Genomic DNA, 19,458 nt, shown 5'->3' on the forward strand with positions numbered 1-19,458 from the left:
CGTCTTTCATCTATAAAAAATAACAACTTGGAGAATTTCTATGTTTGGACCGTTTAAACCAGCTCCCCATATTGCGGAGCTGCCAAAAGAAAAGATAGATTCCACTTATAGACGCTTGCGTTGGCAAGTGTTTGCAGGGATCTTCTTTGGTTATGCGGCATATTATTTTGTGCGCGCAAATTTTGATTTAGCACAGAAAGGGTTAATTGAAGCAGGGCTTTATAACAAAGCTGAACTGGGTATTATCGGGACTGGTGCAGGTTTAGCCTATGGCTTATCAAAATTCTTTATGGCGAGTATTTCTGACCGCTCAAATCCGAAAGTTTTCTTGCCTTGTGGTTTGTTGCTTTCAGGTTTATGTATGACCCTAATGGGCTTAATGCCTTGGGCGACATCAGGCATTTTAGTGATGTTTGTGATGATTTTCCTTAATGGTTGGTTCCAAGGTATGGGGTGGCCACCGTGCGGACGTACAATGGTACACTGGTGGTCAAAAAATGAACGCGGAACAATCGTGTCTATCTGGAATACCGCACACAATCTCGGGGGAATGGTGCCGGGCGCAATGGTGTTATTAGCCAGTGCGATTTATTTCAGTGAACACGGCGTGCAAGCCACCGCAAAAGATGTATGGCAACAAGCGCTTTACTATCCAGGTATTGCGGCAATGCTTGCGGCGATCCCTGTATTCTTTGTAATGAAAGATACACCACAATCTTGCGGTTTACCTGCTATTGAAAAATGGCGTAATGATTACCCAGATGACTATAACGAAAAAACCTACGAAAACGATCTCACAGCAAAAGAAATTTTCGTTACTTATGTCTTAAAAAACAAATTGTTATGGTACATTGCCATTGCTAACGTGTTTGTTTATCTCATTCGTTATGGCGTATTAAAATGGTCGCCAGTGTATTTGGGTGAAGTAAAACACTTCAATATCAAAGGTACGGCGTGGGCATACACCATTTATGAATTAGCGGCGATTCCGGGAACGCTTATCTGTGGTTGGGTATCGGATCACCTATTTAAAGGTAAACGTGGTTTAACCGGTTTTATCTTTATGATCTTAACTACCATTGCGGTAGTGGCATTATGGTTAAACCCAGCAACACCAGAATCTGAACTTGCACAATATGCAGGCAAAGCGTGGTATGAAAACCCATATCAATTAACTGACTTTATCTTAATGACCACTATCGGTTTCTTAATTTATGGTCCAGTAATGTTAATTGGTTTACACGCCCTTGAACTTGCACCGAAAAAAGCCGCAGGTACAGCAGCAGGGTTCACTGGCCTATTTGGTTATCTCGGTGGTACTGTTTCTGCTTCAGCCGTTGTGGGTTGGGCTGCGGAATACTACGGCTGGGACGGCGGTTTCTATGTAATGATCACCGGCGGTATCTTGGCAGTATTGTTACTCTTAATCGTAACTATTCAAGAAGCAAAACATAAAGCCACATTAGGCGATCACTACGGTAAATAGTGAATAATCAGAAAGGAAGCGCAGCAATGCTCTTCCTTTTTTATTGATAAAAATTCGGTGAAAAATCACCGCACTTTAATAAAAGGAGTTTTTATGACATTCAAATTAAAAAAATTAGCCCAAGTTGTTGCCTTATCCACCTTGGCATTTACTTGTGTGCAATCGGCAAATGCAATGCCGACAATGAACAATAATGAAAAACTTGTTATCGCTCACCGCGGAGCAAGTGGCTATTTGCCTGAGCATACACTAGAAAGTAAAGCCCTTGCCTTTGGACAAAAAGCGGATTATTTAGAACAAGATTTAGCGATGACGAAAGACGATCATTTAATCGTGATCCACGATCATTTTTTAGACGGGCTGACTGACGTGGCGAAAAAATTCCCTGATCGTAAACGCGCAGATGGGCGTTATTATGTGGTGGATTTTACGCTTGCGGAAATTCAATCGCTTAATATGACCGAAAATTTCAAAGTGGTAGAGGGTAAACAGGTACAGGTTTACCCTGATCGCTTCCCAATGTGGAAATCCCATTTCAAAATTCACACCTTTGAAGATGAAATCGAATTTATCCAAGGACTAGAAAAATCCACAGGCAAAAAAATCGGCATTTACCCTGAAATCAAAGCCCCTTGGCTACATCATAAAGAAGGGAAAGATATTGCCAAAGCGACCTTGGAAGTGCTGAAAAAATATGGTTATACGCAAAAATCTGATCGCGTTTATTTGCAAACCTTTGATTTTAATGAGCTTAAACGCATCAAAACGGAGCTAATGCCGAGTCTAGGAATGGATCTTAAATTAGTCCAGCTTATCGCCTACACCGATTGGCACGAAACGGAAGAAAAAAATCCGCAGGGTGAATGGGTAAACTATGATTATGACTGGATGTTCAAAGATGGCGCAATGGCAGAAGTAGCAAAATATGCAGACGGCGTAGGCCCGGGTTGGTATATGTTGATTGATGAAAACAATTCGACTAAAGACAAAGTGGTTTACACCCCACTTGTGCAAGAATTGAAAAAATACAATATGGAACTACACCCTTACACCGTACGAAAAGATGCCTTACCTGCATTTTTTACTAACGTAAACCAAATGTACGATGCTTTGTTAAACCAAGCTGGCGCAACAGGTATTTTCACCGATTTCCCGGATACCGCGGTGGAGTTTTTGGGGAAAGGGAAGTAAGTTTGAACCACTTATGTGAACGTTAAATAAAAAATCGGAAAGGTAACTTTCCGATTTTTTTTAGTTAATGATGTTCTGTTTCAGTATTAAACAACGCCTCAATAAATTCTTCTGCTTGGAATGGACGCAGATCTTCAATTTTTTCGCCGATACCAATATAACGAATCGGTAATTTGAATTGATCGGCGATGGCGAAAATCACCCCGCCTTTGGCTGTGCCGTCTAATTTAGTTAAGCTAATTCCTGTTAAACCTACTGCTTCGTTGAATAATTTGGCTTGGCTAATAGCGTTTTGCCCTGTGCCAGCATCAAGGGTAAGCATAATTTCGTGCGGCGCGGTTTCATCGTATTTTTTCATTACGCGAACGATTTTTTTCAGCTCGTCCATTAAATTATTTTTATTTTGCAAACGCCCTGCGGTATCAGCAATCAAAATATCAATATTGCGCGCAGCCGCCGATTGCATTGCATCATAGATCACCGAAGCGGAATCTGCTCCCGTGCTTTGTGCCACCACAGGAATATTATTACGCTCTCCCCACACTTGAAGCTGCTCCACCGCAGCAGCACGAAAAGTATCGCCTGCCGCCAACATCACGGATTTGCCTTGCATTTGGAATTGGCGTGCAAGTTTACCAATGGTCGTGGTTTTCCCTACACCATTGACGCCCACCATTAAAATCACATAAGGCTTTTTGCTGGTATCAATTTCTAAAGGCTGCGCCACAGGCTTGATAATCTCTGCGAGTTCTAATTTTAATTGTTGATACAGTAAATCCGCATCTTTTAGCTGCTTGCGGCTGGCGTGCTGCGTTAAATTATTGATAATTTTAGTGGTTGTTGGCATACCAATATCAGCGATGAGCAACTGTTCTTCTAATTCTTCAAACAGATCATCATCAATTTTTTTGCCTGAAAATAGCCCGAAGAAGCCCGAACCGATATTTTGTTTGGTACGAATTAAGCCTTTCACCAAACGGCTAAAAAAGCCCCCTTCGCTTGGTTTTTCTTGCGTTGAAATTTCTGGATTTTCCACCGCTCTTGGTTCTTGCGGAAGTTCTGTTTGATCGGCGATTTCTGTTTCTTGCGCTAAAACATCAGGATTTTCTACCGCACTTTGCTCTTGCGGAAGTTCTGTTTGCTCAGCGATCTCTGTTTCTTGCGCTAAAACGTCAAGATTTTCCACCGCACTTGGTTTTTGCGGAAGCTCTGCTTGCTCGGTAATTTCTGTTTCTTGCGCTAAAATGTCAGGATTTTCTACCGCTCTTGGTTCTTGCGGAAGTTCGGCTTGCTCTGCGATTTCTGTTTCTTGCGCTAAAACATCAGAATTTTGCACCACACTTGGTTCTTGCGGAAGCTCTGTTTGCTCTACGATTTCTGTTTCTTGTACTAAAACTTCAGAAGTTTCCACCGCACTTGGTTCTTGCGGAAGTTCTGTTGGCTCTGTAATTTCAGTTTCTTGCGCTAAAACGTCAGAATTTTCCACCGCACTTGGTTCTTGCGAAAGTTCTGTTTGCTCTACGGTTTCTGTTTCTTCCACCAAAACTTCTGGATTTTCCACCGCACTTTGTTCTTGCGCAAGCTCCGTTTGCTCTACGGTTTCTGTTTCTTGCACTTCCGCTTGGTTCGATGTTTCTTCTTTCTTTTTTCCTAATCCAAACCAAGACCAAAAACCACCTTTTTTATTTTTTTCTGCCATAAATTACTCGCTATTATGAAAAAATTACTGATTTTCTGAATTTTATACTAAACTATGCTACCTAATTTTATTCTGTTACCGAATGCAAAAGTCGGCTGAAAATGGGCATTAAGTTCAGCGAAAAGTTTGCATAGTTTATCATAATTTGGCGAATCCCTATGAAAAAAAATCCTGCGACACGCAAGCAACATACTAATCTGGCAAAAGGTGAAGTCCGTATTATTGCAGGGCTTTGGCGTGGGCGGAAATTGCCTGTGCTGAATGCGGAAGGCTTGCGTCCAACAGGTGATCGGGTGAAAGAAACGCTATTTAACTGGTTGATGCCTTATATTGTGGACGCGACTTGCTTAGATTGTTTTGCTGGCAGCGGTTCATTGGGGTTAGAAGCCCTTTCACGCCAAGCCAAGCAAGTGACCTTTTTGGAACTCAATAAACAGGTGGCAAAGCAACTCACGCAAAATCTACAACAGCTAAAATGTACGCCGCAACAAGGGCGTGTGATTAACCAAGATAGCTTGCATTATTTACAGCAACCAGAGCCAAAACCCGTGTTTGACTTGGTGTTTCTCGATCCACCTTTTCATTTTGATCTCGCACAACAAGCCGTTGATTTGCTGATTAAATTTAATTGGCTTAAGCCCAATGCACTAATTTATGTGGAAACGGAAAAAAACAAAACCCTAAGCCTGCCAGATAATTGGCAAATATTAAAAGAAAAAACCACTGGGCAAGTGAGTTATCGGTTGTATCAATATTTGCTGGGCGAATAATACTTCTTTAACTCCTTCGATATAAGCCATTTTCGCTCACCACCAAACCTTGCAATTCCAAACTTAATAATTGTGTAAGTAGTGCATCAATGGGCAAAGATAAGCGGGCGGAAAGCTCATCAAGGCTGATGGCAATGTGGCTAAGTTGGGCGTAAAGTTCGGGGTGGCTTGGCGGTTCAGCTTGTTGTGGGGTAACGCTTTTTGTTTGACTGTTAGTTTGATTAAATGGGAGAGCTTGCTGTTTTGGCTGTGCATAAAATGATGCGGAATAGCCATAATTCGGCAGATTATCCACAATATCCTGCACGTTTTCCACCAGTGTTGCCCCTTGTTTAATCAATTTATGGCAGCCTTCGCTGAAGCCATTTTGGATATTACCGGGAAGCGCAAAGATTTCTCGGTTTTGCTCAAGGGCGTAGCGTGCGGTGATCAATGAGCCACTTCGTTCTGTGGCTTCGATGATCAATGTACCAAGAGAAAGCCCGCTGATAATACGATTGCGACGTGGAAAATTTTCTGCCACGGGCGGTTGGTTGGGCAAAAATTCAGAAATCAATGCCCCGTTATTTTCAATAATTTGTTGAGCTAAGCCACGGTGTTTAGCAGGATAAACCGCATTCAGTCCACTGCCTAATACGGCAATAGTCTGCCCTTTTTGTGTTACCACTGCTTGATGACAAAAACCGTCAATACCTAGCGCCAAGCCACTGGTAATGACAAAACCTGCCTGATTTAATTCTTGAGCGAAAAACTTCGCCCAATATTCCCCATAATTAGAGCAATAACGACTGCCCACAATAGCAATTTGTGGCTGAGAAAGTGCGGTTAAATTTCCTTGTAAAAATAACAGCGGCGGCGCTGACGGAATTTGTTTTAACAAATAAGGATAATCTTGTTCAGTAAAATTAAGCAAAAAATTGCCCGCACTTTGCGCCCAATCTAACGCCGGCTCGATAAATTTACGCTCAGGATTAAACCAGCGCTGAATTTGGCTCTCAGTCCACCCCATTTGTTTGAAAGCAATCTTGTCATAGTCTAAAAGCTGTTCAGGGCTAATTTCAGCCAGCATTTTTTGAATCGTATTCGCGCCAAGTTTTGGCACTTGTAATAAGCGGAGTAAGATCTCGTTTTTTAGCATTGATATTTTAGAAATTGGCAAAATAGAGGAGTAGCTTAAAAGAAAGGGAAGAAGGAAAGTAAACTTTGTTTGCGTTTTGCGACAGTGATCGAGAATTTAATTCATATTTGGGGAATTAGAAAAGTAATAACGCCCTGGGTTGAGGGCGTTATTTCAGCATTATTGTTTAGCCTGATGTTTTTCCAACCACTGTTGCATAAATTGGATTTCGCTTTGTTGTGCGTTGATGATATTTTCTGCTAGCTGACGTAATTCAGGATCTTTGCCATATTTCAATTCTATCTCGGCCATTTTCACTGCACCTTCGTGATGTGGCAGCATACTGGCCGCGAACGCGACATCAGCATCTTGATATTGCATTCCTTTTTCCATATCCGCGTGCATTGCAGACATACTTGCCATTAATTCACTTTGCATTGCATTAGGTTGATGTGCAGTGTGATGATGTGGCATTTCAGCCATCGCAGTGCTAGAAACTAAACCGATTAAAATCAATAGTGCTTTTTTCATTGTGAGTACCTTATTTTTGTATGATTAAATGAGCCAAAATAATAAACCTTACCCTTAGGGTAAGGTCAAGAAAAAAAGCAAAACTTCTTCTTATACATTTCTTTGATAAATTTATAGTTATCTTATTGATATATAAGTGAAAATAATAAGGCCTGTCAATCCTCGATATTTTATGCTATAATCTATCCGTTTTTGAGAATTTCATATCAAGAAAGTATGATTTTTTCGTCTTTTTGTACTGTGATGTACAACTCAATGCGTTGCATAAACGTTTATTGCTAAGAAAGGTGTAATGAACGTCTTTTTTAGCTCAAATTTGAAGCAATTTCATTCATCAATTTGTTTTGTATTCTTTATTTAAGCGAGCTATTTAGCGGCTATTTCAATTTATTTGTTGAGATTGATATGTGCACAAAACATTAACTTAAAGGAGAATCATTGTTGTGTCTTTTTCTGCTTTTATTCATAAAAGATCATCGTTTAACCCCTTTGTTATAGGGGCAACTTTATTACTGGTTATTTTGTTGCTCGTTGCAACGTTAATTTTGCCAGAAAAAACCACCGCACTTTTAAACTGGGCGAAAGCGGGCGTGTTTGCGAATTTTAGCTGGTTTTATATTTTAGCCTTTTCCGTTTTTCTTTGTTTCTTATTCGTGTTGTCGGTCAGTAGTTTGGGCAATATCAAACTGGGGAGCAATGAAGAAGAACCTGAATTTTCTTTCCTTTCTTGGCTAGCGATGTTATTTGCCGCTGGAATGGGGGTTGGGTTGATGTTCTTTGGAGTGGCTGAACCGCTCACCCATTATTTTTCCACCATCACCACAGGATCTGCTGAACATAAACAACAAGAAGCCTTATTGCATACCTTTTTCCACTGGGGAATTCACGCTTGGGCAGTGTATGGCGTGATCGCCTTAGCGCTCGCCTATTTTGGTTTCCGTTATAAATTGCCGCTGGCGTTGCGTTCTTGCTTTTATCCTTTATTGAAAGATCGTATTAACGGCAAGATCGGCGATGTGATTGATATTATGGCGTTAGTCGCCACCCTATTCGGGATTATCACCACCCTCGGATTTGGTGCGGCACAGCTCGGTGCAGGGCTAACTCAGCTTGGCGTGGTGGCTGAAAATAGTTTCGGCTTGCAAACGGTGATTATCGTTGTGGTGATGTCCATTGCGGTATTTTCCGCCATTTCAGGGGTGGGCAAAGGGGTGAAATTACTCAGCGAAATCAATCTAGGCTTAGCCCTCGCTTTAATGTTGTTTATTTTAATCGCAGGCCCAACCCTGTATTTGCTCACCACATTTAGCGATAACATTGGCATTTATTTGAGCAATTTAGTACGCCTAAGTTTTAAAACCTATGCGTACGAAACAGAAAACACTGCGTGGTTCACTGGTTGGACAGTGCTTTATTGGGCGTGGTGGTGTTCGTGGGCGCCATTTGTGGGCTTGTTTATCGCGCGTATTTCCCGCGGACGCACCATTCGCGAATTTATTTTCGGCGTGCTAGCCGTGCCAAGTTTATTCTGCGTCTTGTGGTTCACCGTGTTTGGCAACAGTGCGATTTGGTTAGAGCTAAACGTGGCAGAGGGGGCATTACACGCGTTCACCTCCGCACCAGAAAAATTATTGTTTAAATTCTTAGATTATTTACCGTTCTCTGCACTTACAGGCACCTTAGCCTTAGTGATTATTTCCCTATTTTTCATTACTTCGGCAGATTCAGGCATTTATGTGCTGAATAATATGGCATCACGGGATAAAAGCCTTTCCGCACCGCGTTGGCAAGCCATAATGTGGGGCGCGGTGATGATGGTATTAGCTATTGTGTTAATGCGTGAAGGTGGACTAGGCACACTACAAACAATGACCTTATTGGTGGCACTACCGTTTGCAATGTTGATGTTAATAATGTGTGTGAGCTTATGGAAAGGCTTGAATGCGGATCAAAAATACTTCGCCGCCAAAGTCACCCCAACCAGCTTGTTATGGACAGGGGAAAAATGGAAAGATCGCTTAGGACAAATGCTCAACCAAACGCAGGAAAAGGATATTGTGAAATTCTTAAAACGCACCGCCTTGCCTGCAATGCGTGAGCTACGCCAAGAGTTAGTGGAAGTTTACAGCCTGAATGTGGACGTTGTGCCATCGCTTGAGGCAGAAGAGCCAAGCGTGGAACTGATCATCAAAAAAGAATCAATGCGTGATTTTATGTATGGAGTGAAATCCGTAAGCCACGAAATTGCCTCACAGTTGGTTGATGATGAAAACCTCCCGCATATTCAGCATTCCGTCACTTACCAGCCGATGACTTACTTCGCTGACGGTCGTACGGGCTATGATGTGCAATATATGACACGTAACGAACTCATCGCCGATATTTTGCGTCAATATGAACGCTATCTCAGCTTGCTAGAAGACGTGGGGCAAGAGCTAATGTCGCACGAGCAAACGGAGCTGGCGGAATAATTTAAGCGATAGCAACGAATAAAAACAAAGTGCGGTCAAAAAAATGATAGAATTTTGCACCGCACTTTTTTACGCGAGCTTTTCTCGCTTTTGATGTTTATGGAGAACTTTATGGATACCGCATTTATTTTATCTGCCATTGTTGGCTTGGGTATTGTGGCACAATGGCTGGCTTGGTATTTAAAACAGCCCTCAATTTTATTTTTATTGCTGATCGGCATTGTAGTCGGCCCCGTGTTGAATTTATTCAACCCTGATGCTATTTTGGGCGATTTGCTCTTTCCTTTTATTTCCCTTGGCGTTGCTGTCATTCTCTTTGAGGGAGCGTTAACCCTCGAATTTGACGAAATAAAACAACACGGCAAAGTGGTGCAACTTTTGGTGTCGCTCGGAATGCTGATTACCGTCAGCGTGATTTCTGTTGCCACTTATTTTCTCTTTGAGGTGGATTGGCGCATCGCCTTGCTGTTCGGCACATTGGTGTGCGTAACTGGGCCAACGGTGATTGTGCCATTGTTGCGTAGCGTTCGCCCAAATAGCAACATCGCCAATATTCTCAAATGGGAAGGCATTATCATTGACCCAATCGGTGCGATCGCTGTGGTGTTGGTGTATGAATACATTATTTCTGGCGGTGAAGCCAGTGAAATCGGCACCTTTGCCAAAATCATTGCCGTAGCAGGCGTGATTGGAATGGCTGGTGCGTGGTTGCTGGCTAATCTGATTAAACGCCATATGATCCCTGAATATTTGCGCAACGTGTTCGTGCTTGCTTACATTTTGCTGTTATTCACTGCGTCAAACCATTTCGCCCACGAATCAGGGCTATTAACGGTTACCGTGCTGGGCGTGGCATTGGCAAACTGGAAAGGCTTTCCAAAAGATCATATTTTAGAATTTAAAGAATCCCTGACCGTTTTGCTGATTTCCACCCTGTTTATCATTTTAGCTGCGCGGGTGAATTTAGAACATCTGACAAGCGTGGGAATGGCAGGCATTTTGCTGTTATTCGTAGCAATGTTTATCGCTCGTCCGCTTGCCATTTGGTTTTCGTCTATTGGCTCAAGTTTAACTTTAAATGAAAAGTTGATGATTAGCTGGATTGGCCCGCGCGGGATTGTCGCCGCAGCTATTTCTTCTCTCTTCGCGATTAAATTGCAAGACACCCAAATTCAAGGCGTGGAATTGCTTGTGCCGTTAGTGTTCACGATTATTATTGGTACGGTGCTAATTCAAGGCTTAGGGGCAAAAACCATTGCAAAATTGTTGAATGTGCAAGAATCGGTGTACAAAGGCGTGTTGATTATTGGTTCAAATCCTGTGGCGCTAGCCATTGCGAAATCCTTAAAAGATCAAAATGTGGACGTATTGGTCGCAAGCCGCCATTATAACGAAGTAGCAAAAGCCAGAATGTTGGGGCTGCGTACTTACTACGGTAACCCAGTTTCTACCCACGCCGATGGGCATTTGGATCTTATCGGGTTGGGCAATATGTTCGCCATTAGTACGGACAAAGAACTCAATACCTTGTCGGAAATTCATTATCGCCACGAATTTGATAAAGAAAACATTTACCGCATTCGTTTCAGCGATGATAACAATCCAACGGAACGTTATGATATTCAAGACAACTACCGTTCCAACTGGCTTTTCGGCAAAAATGTAACCTACGCAAAATTAGCCAGTATGCTGGCGAAAAATGCGCGTGTTAAGGTAACCAATCTTACTGATAGCTACACTTATCAAGATTACAAAACCACCAACAAACAATTTGTGCCGTTATATACCATTGATGATAAAGGCTTTATTTCTATTATCAATGATGAACAAACGATCCCAACTAACTGCCGTATTGTAGCGTTAGTAGCGGAAGAAGAAACGGCGAAAAGCGCATAAAAATAAGTGCGGTGGAAAAAATGGAAATTTTTCACCGCACTTTGTTTTTCTAATTGCACGCTTATCAACGCGAATTAATGGGCTTCGTCCCAGTTTTCCCCAACGCCCACATCTACAATCAGCGGCACTACAAGCTCGGCGGCATTTTGCATTAGAGATTGAATTTGCGAGCGGTAGTGATCTACGCGGTCGGTTTTCACTTCAAACACCAATTCATCGTGGACTTGCATAATCATTGCGATATTCGGATCTTGCGCAATGGCGCTGTCAATGGCGATCATCGCACGCTTAATAATATCCGCCGCCGTGCCTTGCATTGGGGCGTTGATCGCCACACGCTCTGCGCCTTTTCTGCGCATTGCGTTGCTCGATTGAATCTCAGGCAGATACAAACGGCGTCCGAACAAGGTTTCCACATAGCCTTGCTGTTTGGCTTTTTCGCGAATATCAGTCATAAAGGTTTGCACACCGGGATAGCGTTGGAAATACAAATCCATATATTTTTGCGCATCGCCACGAGGAATGCCAAGCTGACGAGAAAGCCCAAACGCGCTCATTCCATAAATGAGTCCAAAGTTAATGGCTTTTGCACTGCGACGTTGTTCGCTGGTAACCTCATCAAGTGGCACGCCAAAAATCTCTGCAGCGGTGGAACGGTGAATATCCTTGCCTTGTTGGAATGCACTAATCAAGCCTTGATCTTGCGATAAATGCGCCATTATGCGCAGTTCGATTTGAGAATAATCCGCCGCGATGATTTTATACCCTTCGCGCGCAATAAAGGCTTGGCGAATGCGGCGTCCTTCTTCATTACGAATAGGGATATTCTGCAAGTTTGGATCGCTGGAAGAAAGCCGCCCCGTTACCGTTACCGCTTGATGATAAGAGGTGTGAATCCGCCCTGTGCGTGGATTGATCATCAGCGGAAGTTTGTCCGTATAAGTGGATTTTAATTTCGCTAAACCACGGTGTTCAATGAGCAATTTCGGCACAATATGCCCTTGTTGCGCCAACTCTTCCAACACTTCTTCATTGGTGGAAGGCGCGCCTTTTGGGGTTTTGGCGATAATCGGTAAACCAAGCTTTTCAAACAGGATTTCTTGTAATTGTTTGGTGGACGCAAGGTTGAAATTTTCCCCTGCCGCCTGATGCACTTGGCTTTCAAGTGAGGTCAATTTTTCGCTAATTTCTTGCGATTGTGCGAGTAAGGTTTGGCTGTCCACCAACACGCCGTTGCGTTCAATGCGTGATAACACGCCCACCAACGGCATTTCGATGTCATCAAATAACTTGACCAAACTTTCCGTTTGCGCCAATTCTGGCCATAGGGTTTGGTGTAATTTCATTGTGATGTCCGCATCTTCCGCGGCATATTCACTGGCTTGTTCGATAGCAATTTTATCAAAAGTGAGCTGTTTTTTGCCCTTGCCAGCAATGGCTTCAAATTCAATGGTTTGATGGTCCAAATGGCGTTTGGCAAGCTCGTCCATATTGTGTCGCCCTGTGCTGTTTAGCACATAGGATTCCAACATGGTGTCGAAACGCACGCCTTGTAGCGCAATGCCGTGATTGGCGAATACGGTGAGATCGTATTTGATATTTTGTCCCACTTTTTCAATCTGCGGATTTTCCAATAAAGGCTTGAGCGCCGCTAAACATTGCTGTTTGTCTAACTGGCTCGGCACACGTTCAAAATAGGTTTCGGTTGCGTCTGCGCTGCCGAATAAATCCCCTTGTGATTGGCTTTCACGCGCCACTTCGTGCAAATGATCAAGGGGGATATAGCAGGCTTCGCCATTTTCTAAAGCAAAAGAAATGCCTACCAAGTTCGCTTGCATTACATCTAAATTATCGGTTTCCGTATCCACTGCAATGAGTTTAACGTGCTGAATTTTATTCAGCCATTCATCGAGCTTGGCTTGGCTATCCACGGTTTCATACAAAGTGCGGTCGATTTTTACCGAATTTTTCACCGCACTTTTTGTCACCGTTTCATTTTGTGCTGTCGGCGTGGCAAATTTGGCGCTTTGTAAATCCCCTTTGGTCAAACCGCTTTCGCCGTCCATCACTTCATTTAGCCAACGCTTAAACTCATAGCGCGCGAAATATTCCACTAATTCATCACGCTGATTTTGCCCAAGCGTGAGTTCTTCTGGCTTCACCGCTAACGGCACATCAGTTTTGATGGTCGCAAGAATGTAAGACAAATCTGCATCAGCTTTGGCGGCAAGCAATTTTTCGCCTAATTTTTTCGCGCCGCGAATAGGCAGCTCCGCCACTTTTTCCAAATTGGCATAAATCTCTGCCATACTGCCAATGCCTTGCAAAAGCCCAAGTGCGGTTTTTTCGCCCACGCCAGCCACACCGGGGATATTGTCCGCGCTGTCGCCCATTAAGGCTAAATAATCAATAATTAACTCAGGCGGAATGCCATATTTTTCAATCACGCCCTCGCGATCCAGCAGGCTGTTATTCATTGTGTTGATAAGCATAATGTTATCGTCCACCAACTGCGCCATATCCTTATCGCCCGTGCTAATCAACACTTTTTGGCCTGCCTGAGAAGCCTGCACCGCAAGCGTGCCGATAACATCGTCCGCTTCCACCCCTTCAATGGATAAAAGCGGAATACCAAGGGCTTTGATAATGGCGTGCAAGGGCTGAATTTGCTTGCGCAAATCATCAGGCATCGGCGGACGGTGCGATTTATATTGCTCAAATAATTCATCACGGAAAGTTTTCCCTTTGGCATCAAACACCACCGCAATATGGCTCGGCTGCACCTGCGCAATCAAACTTTTCAGCATATTCAACACGCCATACATCGCCCCCGTTGGCTCGCCAAGGGAATTGGTGAGCGGTGGAAACGCGTGGAACGCACGATACAAATAAGACGATCCGTCCACTAACACAAGCGGATTTTCTTCAATTTTAGCCATAAGATTCTCGATAACTGTGATGAAAAATGAGAGATATTATAGCGGAAAGTGCGGTGGGATTTTGAAAAATTTTGCAAGAATAAGCTGACAATGCACAACGCGCCCCATTATAATCGCCCGAATTAATTGATTGAACGCTGAAAAGTGAAGCACAAACTATGAATATCATCACCGTAACAGACCGCGAAACCTTGCCTTTAGACCACTTGCTTAATCTCTGGCAAGCCAGCGTGGAAGCCACTCATCACTTCTTATCCAAAGAAGAAATCGCCGCCATTCGCCCTTATGTGCCAGAAGCCCTCAAAGGCGTGGAGCATTTAATTACTGGTGGAAAAAGACAGTGAAATCGTGGGCTTTATGGGCATCAACGGCACAAAATTAGAAATGCTCTTCATCGCCCCAGAACAGCGCGGCAAAGGCATCGGCAAAACCTTATTACAGCACGGCATTGCGGAATTGGGTGTGAATAGCCTAACTGTCAATGAACAAAACCCACAAGCAGTGGGCTTTTACCAGCACATGGGCTTTCAGACGGTGGAACGCCACGAGTTGGACGAACAGGGCAATCCGTATCCGATTTTAATTATGAAAAAATAACACTTGAATTTGGGTTTGAGAGATTAAGCGACAATGCAAGGAAAAATCCAACGCGCACAAGGTTGTTTATTAGGGCAGCTGGCAGGTGATGCACTGGGGAGTTTGGTAGAGTTTTTATCGCCAGAAATGATTCGCAAGAAATACCCCAATGGTGTTCGTAAATTAGAAGATGGCGGCACTTGGGATACCATTGCAGGTCAACCGACAGATGATTCTGAAATGGCTTTATTGCTAGCGCGCTACTTAGTGAAAACAGGTACTTATAATGCGAAAGAGATGCAAAATGCTTATCTGTTTTGGCTTAATTCGCAGCCATTTGATTGTGGAATGACCATTGCTTCTGCGCTGTTAGGGAGAAAAAATCCAAATAGTCAAGCCAATGGTGCTTTGATGCGCATTAGTCCTTTAGGGATTTTTGGGGCAAATTATCCACTGGCAACCGTGGCAAATTGGGCAATACAAGATGCTCAACTGACTCATTCTAACCCTGTTTGCTTACAAGCAAATGCACTAATGGCTATGGCTATCGCCGAAGCGGTTAATCAAAATATTGATGCTAAAACTCTGTTTGTTAAAATCAAACACTGGGCGCAGACATTGACAGTCGATGATTTATTACTTCAAGCTATTGAAGAATCAGAGATCGCCCCGCCAAAAGATTACATTACTCAACAGGGTTGGGTGATCATTGCCTTTCACAATATGCTATGGCAGTTGCAACACGCGGAAAGTCTTGAAAGCGGTGTGATTGATACCGTAATGCGTGGTGGGGATACGGATACCAACGCCGCCATTTGTGGCGCACTATTGGGAGCCGTTTATGGCATTAAAGCCATTCCTGAACAATGGCTAACAGCGATTTTAAATTGTCGCCCTTCTATAGATCTTCCTTCTATAAAACGACCACGCCCTAAATGTTTTTGGCCAGCTGATGCGCTAGAATTAGCTGAGCAACTTGTTAACCCGAGTTCAAAAAATTGAGAAATGGTACTCGATAACTAGCTAAAATCTCCATTTTTAAATAATTAATTAGGGAGAGTTTGGGTTGGTGCCTAGTGCAACCCCTAATTTAAAAATAAATAAGTGCGGTGTTTTTTTGTCAAGTTTTTACAATGGGCTTTCCACCTGCAACCGTTCGTAAATCTCATTGATGGTGAGCATTAAACAAGAGCGTACCAATTTTTCTTTGCGTTGCATTTTAATTTGGTAGCTAAGAGAATCGGGATCTTCTTTGTCTTCGGGAAAGTTCAGCAGAGTTTTGTCTTGCTGCAAATGTAAACCTTGCATAAATTCAATCACTATCGGATCAAAAAAGCGGTATTCTTTTTCATCATTATTGAGCTTTTCTTTGAATTTGATGAAGGCATTAAGATCTTCAAAAACGTGGTGATCGATCACACCAAGCCCCAATAACACTTTCAGGCGAATGGCGAGATCAAAAAGTGGGCCTGACGTCATAAATAACGAGTCCACCACGGATTTCACCGCAAAATCCGTTTTGCGGAAAACACGATTGATAAGGCTGTCCACAGCGTCATCAAATAATGCGACACTGGCGGTAATAAAGCCACGAATAGACGTGGCTTCACTGAGTTTTTCGTAAATAGGATCGTCCAATGATGCCTTCCTAAATAGGGTGAATAAAGATACTGCTGTTCACTTTTACGCTGCAAGTTGTTGATAGGCTTGAGCTATTTGCTCAATCACTGTCTTATCTTGCAATTCTGTATATTTTTCTAGCGTATTAATCACACCATTTTGCGTTAAGGATTGCGCTAGCTCTTGTGCCTGTGGATCATTTTCATTGCGATAGCACAGCGCGGTTGCCACAGCTTGTTCTAAATGTTGATGCGGCAGTTGATATTCTAGCGTTCCGCGTAATGGTTTGATTAGGCGATCATTATAACTGAGTTTACGCAAAGGCTCACGTCCTACACGATCCACATCATCGACTAAATAAGGATTAGCAAATCGAGCCAAGATTTTTTCAATATAAGCGGCGTGTGCTTGTGGATCAAATCCGTAACGTTTAATCAGAACTGCGCCACTTTCTTCCATTACCGCTTTAACAAAAGCACGCACTTGCGGATCTTCAATGCTTTCTTTGACAAATTGGTAGCCTTTTAATTTGCCGTAATATGCCGTTACCGCGTGGCCCGTATTTAGCGTAAACAATTTACGTTCTACAAACGCCATTAGATTATCCGTTTGTTCCATTCCCGCAATTTTGGGGATTGGCCCTTTGAACTGGGTTTTATCCACAATCCATTCGCTAAATTCTTCCACCGTAACCAACAGCGGATCTTGCGGATCAAGTTGCACTGGCGGCACAATGCGATCCACCGCACTATCCACAAAGCCAACCAATGCGTCCACTTGTTGCTGCTGTTTTTCATCTAAATATTGAAAAACCTGCTCTTTCAAGAAACTCGTACCACGCACCATATTTTCGCACGCAATAATGTTGAGTGGTTGTTTATTCCCAGCTTCAAGACGAGCCACCAAGCCTTTGGCAATGGTGCTAGCAATAATTTTTAGTACATTTGGCCCAACGGCAGTGGTGACTAAATCCACTTGCTGAAATAAGTCAATCAGAGCATTTTCATCTTTTGAATTAACGCCAGTTACATTAGATACTTGCTCAATTCGATTAACTTTTTCGCCCACCACTTTTACGTTGTAGCTTTTCTGTTCTTGCAATAATCGAATAACGTCATCATTCACATCGGCAAAAATCACTTCAATACCACTGTCTGCGAGCAATTTTCCGATGAAACCTCGTCCGATATTTCCTGCCCCAAAATGTAATGCTTTCATTTTTTTCTCCAATAACATCAATAATGAGAAATGGCATCGCAAAAACGATGCCATTTTTGACCGCACTTTAAGATTTAAGTAAGGCTAACACATCTTCCACATTATTTGTGGTGGTCAGTGTTGCAATCGCTTCTTCGCTGTCTAAGGCGTTAGTGATAGCAGTTAGCACTTGAATATGTTCATTATTGCGCGCGGCGATACCAATCACTAATTTGGCTACGCCGTCTTCTTCCTCAGTAAAGCGTACGCCTTCAGGATATTGACATACTACAATACCTGTTTTCAATACGGCATCTTTTGCATCAATCGTACCGTGTGGCACGGCTAAGCCTTCGCCTAAGTAAGTGGAAACTAATTCTTCGCGTTCAAACATTGCGTCCACATAACTTGGCAACACGAAACCTGCTTTCACTAATTGTTCGCCAGCAAAACGAATGGCATCTTGTTTATTTTCCGCTTTTAATCCTAAGAAAATTTGATCCGCACTAAGGTTGAAGGTTGCACCGTCCATTTCTGCCACTTCTACGCTGTCTGCCGATTTTGCGGCTGCTTCTGTGAAATGTGCTTTTAATTCATTCACCAAATTATCATAGAATTTATTATCTAAGAAATTGGTTAAAGAAAGATGCATTGCATTTGGCACTTGTTTTTGTGCGCGTAAGGTTAAGTCTTGGTGCGTAATCACTAATCTTGCATTATCTGGTAAGTCATTGATTGCACAGTTCGCCACATCAATTGGCAAGCCTGCATCTTTCACTTTTTTGCGCAGCATACTTGCACCCATTGCGCTTGATCCCATTCCAGCATCGCAAGATACAAAGATTTTTTGTAAGCCTTTGTAATCGGTTACTGGTTTTGCCACATCGCCTTTCATTGCTTTTGATGCAGCTTGAGCTTCTTCTAATTTATCTGAAGTATCTTCTTTTTGAATTTTTAAGAAGAATGCAGCGATAACAAAAGAAACAACGGTCGCTAATGCCACTGAACAAAGCACGCCAAAGATAGATTGTGAAGGTGTCATTGCTAATACCGCAATAATTGAACCCGGTGAAGCTGGCGCAATAAGCCCTGCATTAAATAATACCAAGGTAAATACGCCAGTCATTCCCCCTGCAATAACCGCGATTAATAAACGTGGATTCATTAATACATAAGGGAAATAAATTTCGTGAATCCCACCGAAGAAGTGGATCACAGCCGCCCCACCTGCGGTTTGTTTCGCTGAACCTTTACCAAATAAAATATAGGCTAATAATACCCCTAAACCTGGGCCTGGGTTTGCTTCAATCAAGAAGAAAATAGATTGACCAAGTTCTTGTGATTGTTGAATACCTAGCGGAGAGAAAATGCCGTGGTTAATCGCATTATTTAAGAAAAGGATTTTCGCAGGTTCAACAAAAATAGAAGTGAGTGGCAACAAATGTGCTTGTACTAATACATCTACCCCTGCCGCCAAGGTTGTGGAAAGCACTTTCACCGCAGGGCCTACCACTAAGAAGAATAAAATAGCAAGCAACATTCCGATAATACCTGATGAAAAGTTATTCACCAGCATTTCAAAACCGCTCTTGATTTTACCATCAGCCCAACGGTCGAAGTGTTTAATTGCCCAACCACCTGTTGGTCCTGCAATCATTGCACCAAGGAACATTGGAATATCTGTCCCAATGATTACCCCTGCTGTTGTGATCGCACCTACAACCGCACCACGATCGCCACCGACTAATTTCCCCCCTGTATAACCAATTAATAATGGCAATAAATAGGTGATCATCGGGCCAACAAGTTTACCTAAGGTTTCATTTGGAAACCAACCTGTTGGAATAAAAAGTGCGGTGATAAATCCCCAAGCAATGAATGCCCCAATATTTGGCATCACCATATTTGACAAAAAGCGTCCAAAACTTTGGACTTTCAGTTTTGCATTTGCTGATAACATAATTA

At 42.8% G+C, this 19,458-nt stretch carries 15 protein-coding genes; 8 read left to right on the forward strand and 7 right to left on the reverse strand.

Features of this window, described 5'->3' with window-relative positions; all coding sequences use genetic code 11:
• Positions 1-40 precede the first annotated feature (40 nt).
• Both glpT and glpQ read left to right on the forward strand, forming a co-directional pair.
• Positions 41-1,486, forward strand: a complete 1,446-nt coding sequence (gene glpT / locus ELZ61_RS03040) for a glycerol-3-phosphate transporter (RefSeq protein WP_126371332.1) — start codon at positions 41-43, stop codon at positions 1,484-1,486.
• A 93-nt stretch (positions 1,487-1,579) separates the two neighbouring features.
• Positions 1,580-2,677, forward strand: a complete 1,098-nt coding sequence (glpQ, locus tag ELZ61_RS03045) for a glycerophosphodiester phosphodiesterase (protein WP_126371334.1) — start codon at positions 1,580-1,582, stop codon at positions 2,675-2,677.
• Positions 2,678-2,741: 64 nt separating this feature from the next.
• On the opposite strand, the gene ftsY is transcribed toward glpQ, so the two are convergent.
• Entirely contained in the window at positions 2,742-4,376 is a 1,635-nt protein-coding gene (gene ftsY / locus ELZ61_RS03050) for a signal recognition particle-docking protein FtsY (RefSeq protein ID WP_126371337.1), read from the reverse strand.
• Between the two features lie 158 nt (positions 4,377-4,534).
• Here ftsY and rsmD point away from each other — a divergent pair, with 158 nt between their 5' ends.
• Complete coding sequence (rsmD, locus tag ELZ61_RS03055; RefSeq protein ID WP_126371340.1) at positions 4,535-5,146, forward strand: 16S rRNA (guanine(966)-N(2))-methyltransferase RsmD; 612 nt, start codon at positions 4,535-4,537, stop codon at positions 5,144-5,146.
• A gap of 7 nt (positions 5,147-5,153) precedes the next feature.
• Here rsmD and dprA read toward each other — a convergent pair whose 3' ends face one another.
• Both dprA and copM read right to left on the reverse strand, forming a co-directional pair.
• On the reverse strand, positions 5,154-6,284 hold the full coding sequence (gene dprA, locus ELZ61_RS03060) for a DNA-processing protein DprA (protein ID WP_126371342.1): 1,131 nt from the start codon (positions 6,282-6,284) through the stop codon (positions 5,154-5,156).
• Between the two features lie 159 nt (positions 6,285-6,443).
• Entirely contained in the window at positions 6,444-6,794 is a 351-nt protein-coding gene (gene copM / locus ELZ61_RS03065; RefSeq protein WP_126371345.1) for a CopM family metallochaperone, read from the reverse strand.
• Between the two features lie 443 nt (positions 6,795-7,237).
• Between copM and ELZ61_RS03070 the strand changes: the two genes are divergently transcribed.
• Both ELZ61_RS03070 and ELZ61_RS03075 read left to right on the forward strand, forming a co-directional pair.
• Entirely contained in the window at positions 7,238-9,265 is a 2,028-nt protein-coding gene (locus ELZ61_RS03070) for a BCCT family transporter (RefSeq protein ID WP_126371348.1), read from the forward strand.
• Between the two features lie 111 nt (positions 9,266-9,376).
• Positions 9,377-11,161, forward strand: coding sequence for a cation:proton antiporter (locus ELZ61_RS03075; protein ID WP_126371351.1), 1,785 nt, complete (start codon positions 9,377-9,379; stop codon positions 11,159-11,161).
• Positions 11,162-11,235: 74 nt separating this feature from the next.
• Here ELZ61_RS03075 and polA read toward each other — a convergent pair whose 3' ends face one another.
• The gene (gene polA / locus ELZ61_RS03080; RefSeq protein WP_126371353.1) at positions 11,236-14,100 is read right to left on the reverse strand and encodes a DNA polymerase I; all 2,865 of its coding nucleotides are present in this window, start codon (positions 14,098-14,100) and stop codon (positions 11,236-11,238) included.
• Between the two features lie 158 nt (positions 14,101-14,258).
• Between polA and ELZ61_RS10760 the strand changes: the two genes are divergently transcribed.
• The 3 genes from ELZ61_RS10760 to ELZ61_RS03090 are packed head-to-tail and all read left to right on the forward strand — an operon-like array spanning position 14,259 to position 15,678.
• On the forward strand, positions 14,259-14,444 hold the full coding sequence (locus ELZ61_RS10760) for a GNAT family protein (RefSeq protein ID WP_241969717.1): 186 nt from the start codon (positions 14,259-14,261) through the stop codon (positions 14,442-14,444).
• Entirely contained in the window at positions 14,428-14,697 is a 270-nt protein-coding gene (locus tag ELZ61_RS10765; protein ID WP_241969718.1) for a GNAT family N-acetyltransferase, read from the forward strand. Before ELZ61_RS10760 ends, ELZ61_RS10765 begins: the two co-directional genes overlap by 17 nt.
• Before the next feature lie 33 nt (positions 14,698-14,730).
• On the forward strand, positions 14,731-15,678 hold the full coding sequence (locus tag ELZ61_RS03090; RefSeq protein WP_126371355.1) for an ADP-ribosylglycohydrolase family protein: 948 nt from the start codon (positions 14,731-14,733) through the stop codon (positions 15,676-15,678).
• A 126-nt stretch (positions 15,679-15,804) separates the two neighbouring features.
• Here ELZ61_RS03090 and ELZ61_RS03095 read toward each other — a convergent pair whose 3' ends face one another.
• From ELZ61_RS03095 to ELZ61_RS03105, 3 genes are all read right to left on the reverse strand, one after another.
• Positions 15,805-16,314: an MltR family transcriptional regulator gene (locus ELZ61_RS03095; protein ID WP_126371357.1), complete on the reverse strand. Its 510-nt coding sequence runs from the start codon at positions 16,312-16,314 to the stop codon at positions 15,805-15,807.
• A gap of 45 nt (positions 16,315-16,359) precedes the next feature.
• Positions 16,360-17,514 (reverse strand): mannitol-1-phosphate 5-dehydrogenase, encoded by a 1,155-nt coding sequence (locus ELZ61_RS03100; RefSeq protein ID WP_126371359.1) that lies wholly within the window; start codon positions 17,512-17,514, stop codon positions 16,360-16,362.
• Between the two features lie 67 nt (positions 17,515-17,581).
• A complete protein-coding gene (locus tag ELZ61_RS03105) occupies positions 17,582-19,453 on the reverse strand; it encodes a PTS mannitol transporter subunit IICBA (protein ID WP_126371361.1) in 1,872 nt (623 codons plus the stop codon).
• Between the last annotated feature and the right edge of the window lie 5 nt (positions 19,454-19,458).

Source organism: Avibacterium volantium (genome assembly GCF_900635775.1).
Lineage (GTDB): Bacteria > Pseudomonadota > Gammaproteobacteria > Enterobacterales > Pasteurellaceae > Avibacterium > Avibacterium volantium.

What these genes read in the sequence shown, in the direction of transcription:
- glpT (WP_126371332.1), top strand. Translation starts at nt 41, where the DNA reads ATGTTTGGACCGTTTAAACCAGCTCCCCATATTGCGGAGCTGCCAAAA.
- glpQ (WP_126371334.1), top strand. Translation starts at nt 1,580, where the DNA reads ATGACATTCAAATTAAAAAAATTAGCCCAAGTTGTTGCCTTATCCACC.
- ftsY (WP_126371337.1), bottom strand. Translation starts at nt 4,376, where the DNA reads ATGGCAGAAAAAAATAAAAAAGGTGGTTTTTGGTCTTGGTTTGGATTA.
- rsmD (WP_126371340.1), top strand. Translation starts at nt 4,535, where the DNA reads ATGAAAAAAAATCCTGCGACACGCAAGCAACATACTAATCTGGCAAAA.
- dprA (WP_126371342.1), bottom strand. Translation starts at nt 6,284, where the DNA reads ATGCTAAAAAACGAGATCTTACTCCGCTTATTACAAGTGCCAAAACTT.
- copM (WP_126371345.1), bottom strand. Translation starts at nt 6,794, where the DNA reads ATGAAAAAAGCACTATTGATTTTAATCGGTTTAGTTTCTAGCACTGCG.
- ELZ61_RS03075 (WP_126371351.1), top strand. Translation starts at nt 9,377, where the DNA reads ATGGATACCGCATTTATTTTATCTGCCATTGTTGGCTTGGGTATTGTG.
- polA (WP_126371353.1), bottom strand. Translation starts at nt 14,100, where the DNA reads ATGGCTAAAATTGAAGAAAATCCGCTTGTGTTAGTGGACGGATCGTCT.
- ELZ61_RS10760 (WP_241969717.1), top strand. Translation starts at nt 14,259, where the DNA reads ATGAATATCATCACCGTAACAGACCGCGAAACCTTGCCTTTAGACCAC.
- ELZ61_RS03090 (WP_126371355.1), top strand. Translation starts at nt 14,731, where the DNA reads ATGCAAGGAAAAATCCAACGCGCACAAGGTTGTTTATTAGGGCAGCTG.
- ELZ61_RS03100 (WP_126371359.1), bottom strand. Translation starts at nt 17,514, where the DNA reads ATGAAAGCATTACATTTTGGGGCAGGAAATATCGGACGAGGTTTCATC.
- ELZ61_RS03105 (WP_126371361.1), bottom strand. Translation starts at nt 19,453, where the DNA reads ATGTTATCAGCAAATGCAAAACTGAAAGTCCAAAGTTTTGGACGCTTT.